A 3,114-nucleotide genomic window follows, 5' to 3' on the forward strand; every position below is an offset into this window, starting at 1 on the left:
TAGGTCATCGTCAAGATTAAATTCCGAAACCCCAATTGCGAAAGCAGTTGGGGTTTTGTTTTGCCCGCAGGAAAGTGGTGCGCTTGATTTCTATGCAATCGCCCGGCTCATGGCTATTATTCGGACCTCATTGTGAGGCGAGACCTGCATGCTGACGTTGTTGAATCTATTAAAGGATGGTCGATTCCATTCCGGCGAGGCTCTGGGGGTTACCCTGGGAATCAGTCGAAGTGCGGTGTGGAAGCAGCTTCAGCATCTTGAGGCTGAGCTCGGGTTGTCCATAAACAAAGTCCGTGGCAGAGGCTATCAACTGGCTGCACCCTTGACGCTCCTCGACCCCCTGAAGATTAGTGCCTTAGCAGCGGTTTGGCCGATTACAGTCTTTGATTCCATCGATTCCACTAACGCAGAGGCGCTTCGCGCGATCAATCAGGGTCGAGCTGCGCCGTTTCTGGTATTGGCCGAACGACAGATTTCCGGTCGCGGTCGCAGAGGCCGCAAATGGGTAAGCCCTTTTGCTGAAAATCTCTACTACAGCCTGGTCCTGCGCATTGAAGGTGGCATGCGCCAGCTTGAGGGCTTGAGTCTGGTGGTCGGTTTGGCTGTTATGCATGCCCTGCGAAAGCTGGGGGTGGCGGGCGCAGGATTGAAGTGGCCCAACGATGTGCTGGTCGGGAACAAGAAAATCGCCGGTATTCTTCTTGAGCTAGTAGGGGATCCGGCAGATGTTTGCCATGTGGTGCTGGGTATAGGCATTAATGTGAACATGCAGGTTGCTGAGGAAGTTGACCAGCAATGGACGTCAATTCGACTCGAGACGGGTCAAACCTGCGATCGCAACGTCTTGGTGGCTGAGCTGAGCGACCAACTGCGCGGTTATATCCAGCGTCATCAGGTCCATGGTTTCTCTGCGTTCCAGGAGGAATGGGAAAAGGATCACATGTGGCAAGGTCGCCCGGTTTCTTTGGTTGCGGGCGTTAGTCATATAGAAGGCGTAGTGCTTGGTATTGATAGCCAGGGTGCGCTGCGCTTGAAGGTGGACGGCGTGGAAAAAGTATTTAGTGGTGGTGAGCTCAGTCTGAGGTTGCGTGATGATTCTTGAGCTCGACTGTGGGAATAGCTTTATCAAGTGGCGCGTATTGAATACGGCTGCTGGTGGTCTTTTCGCGGAAGGTGTTGTCGACTCGGATCAGGCTCTGGTGGATAGCTTGTGTGCATTTGAGAGCCTGTCGTTGCGCAAATGTCGGTTGGTCAGCGTAAGAACCAGCGAAGAAACTGCTGCGCTCACCCGAATTCTCGAGCAGACGTTCGGCATCTCGGTCGTTTGCGCAAAGTCGGCCAGTGAGATGTCTGGTGTCAGGAATGGCTATGACGACTATGAACGCTTGGGGCTGGATCGCTGGTTGGCGATGCTCGGTGGCTTTCATCTGGCTGCCGGCGCCTGTCTGATTCTGGATTTCGGCACTGCTGTGACAGCCGATTTTATTAATGCCGAAGGAGAGCACCTTGGAGGATTCATTTGCCCAGGGATGCCCTTGATGCGTAACCAATTACGTACACATACCCGGAAAATCCGTTATGGGGACTTGGCTGCCGAAAAAGCGTTGACGAGCCATGCTCCGGGGCGCAGTACCGTCGAGGCGGTGGAGCGAGGGTGCTCTTTAATGTTGAGAGGTTTCGTTCTGACCCAGATGGAAATGGCTCGATCCTATTGGGGGGAGCGCTTTGCTGTCTTTATTACCGGTGGCGATGCTGGATTGGTGGCGGACGTCGTGCCTGATGCTCGGATCGTCCCTGACCTGGTATTTGTAGGGTTGGCGATGGCGTGTCCTTTAACTTGAGGTTTGTATGCGTTGGTTGTTCCTGCTGCTCGTTGTTCTCAATGTGTTCTATTACGTCTGGCATCAGCAGGAGGCGCCCTTGCGTGCAAAAGATGTCACTCCTCTCAGCATGTACCGCGGGTCCCAGCAAGATATTCGCTTATTGAGTGAGGCGACTGGTGACTCGGCGGGAGTGCAAGGCGCGCGCCATGCCGGACAGGAGTGTCTGTTTTTGGGTGGTTTGACTCAAGAAAGCAGCCTTTCCGCGCTACAGATGCGTCTAGCGGGCATGAGTGTGAAGGTTCAGGCATCGCAAAAGGATCTTCCCGAGCCTGGATATTGGTTGCGCATTGCGCCCGAGAGCCAGCGTTTATTGGGGGATGTGCAGTTGCAGAACCTTTCCAAGGAATTCAATGAGTTAAAACATAAAATAATGCTGTGTGAGGGGGTTGCACCGCTGGAATAGTTTGCATAGAATGGCGCCCGCTCCACAGCGAACACCTAAACAGGTTGTCAAAGCGGAGCGGTGTCAACGCAGCTAACCTCAGGTTTTTAATGAGAAAATGCTTGACAGAAGGTCGGCATAGTATAGAATGCCGGCTCGCTTAGGAGGGGTTCCCGAGCGGCCAAAGGGATCAGACTGTAAATCTGACGTCTACGACTTCGAAGGTTCGAATCCTTCCCCCTCCACCATTTTTAGCGTGAGCTGCAAGCTCCGCGGGTATAGTTTAGTGGTAGAACCTCAGCCTTCCAAGCTGATGATGCGGGTTCGATTCCCGCTACCCGCTCCAAGTTTGCAGGTTGTGCAAAGTGTTACGCTCTTGTAGCTCAGTTGGTAGAGCACACCCTTGGTAAGGGTGAGGTCAGCGGTTCAAATCCGCTCAAGAGCTCCATATAACAAGGCAGATATGAAAATATCTGCCTTTGTTTTAATGGTAGATATCGTTCGTCTAATTCTTCTGTTGAGGGTGTTATCGATGGCTAAGGAAAAATTTGATCGTTCCCTGCCCCACGTCAACGTAGGGACCATTGGTCACGTTGACCACGGTAAAACCACTCTGACCGCTGCTCTGACTCGCGTCTGCTCCGAAGTTTTCGGTTCGGCCGTAGTTGAATTCGACAAGATCGACAGCGCTCCAGAAGAAAAAGCTCGCGGTATCACCATCAACACCGCTCACGTTGAGTACAACTCGACTATTCGTCACTACGCTCACGTTGACTGCCCAGGTCACGCTGACTACGTGAAGAACATGATCACCGGTGCTGCCCAGATGGACGGCGCGATCCTGGTTTG

At 53.0% G+C, this 3,114-nt stretch carries 4 protein-coding genes and 3 tRNA genes; all 7 read left to right on the forward strand.

The features are described from left to right. Window positions 1–148: 148 nt before the first annotated feature. Window positions 149–1,102: a bifunctional biotin--[acetyl-CoA-carboxylase] ligase/biotin operon repressor BirA gene (gene birA, locus AC3WMV_RS28225; RefSeq protein ID WP_027614311.1), complete on the forward strand. Its 954-nt coding sequence runs from the start codon at window positions 149–151 to the stop codon at window positions 1,100–1,102. After that, window positions 1,092–1,841, forward strand: coding sequence for a pantothenate kinase (locus AC3WMV_RS28230; protein ID WP_027614312.1), 750 nt, complete (start codon window positions 1,092–1,094; stop codon window positions 1,839–1,841). The genes birA and AC3WMV_RS28230 overlap by 11 nt, the downstream gene beginning before the upstream one ends. A gap of 7 nt (window positions 1,842–1,848) precedes the next feature. Then, window positions 1,849–2,286: a hypothetical protein gene (locus AC3WMV_RS28235; protein WP_027614313.1), complete on the forward strand. Its 438-nt coding sequence runs from the start codon at window positions 1,849–1,851 to the stop codon at window positions 2,284–2,286. A gap of 142 nt (window positions 2,287–2,428) precedes the next feature. Next, window positions 2,429–2,513 (forward strand) — tRNA-Tyr (locus AC3WMV_RS28240). A gap of 24 nt (window positions 2,514–2,537) precedes the next feature. Next, window positions 2,538–2,611: transfer RNA gene (locus AC3WMV_RS28245), tRNA-Gly, on the forward strand. 26 nt (window positions 2,612–2,637) lie between these two features. Continuing rightward, window positions 2,638–2,713 (forward strand) — tRNA-Thr (locus AC3WMV_RS28250). An 84-nt stretch (window positions 2,714–2,797) separates the two neighbouring features. Next, window positions 2,798–3,114: GTP-binding protein (locus AC3WMV_RS28255; protein ID WP_457383911.1), on the forward strand; the 317-nt coding region annotated here is incomplete at its 3' end.

It is taken from the genome of Pseudomonas sp. FW305-3-2-15-E-TSA4, from assembly GCF_058787295.1.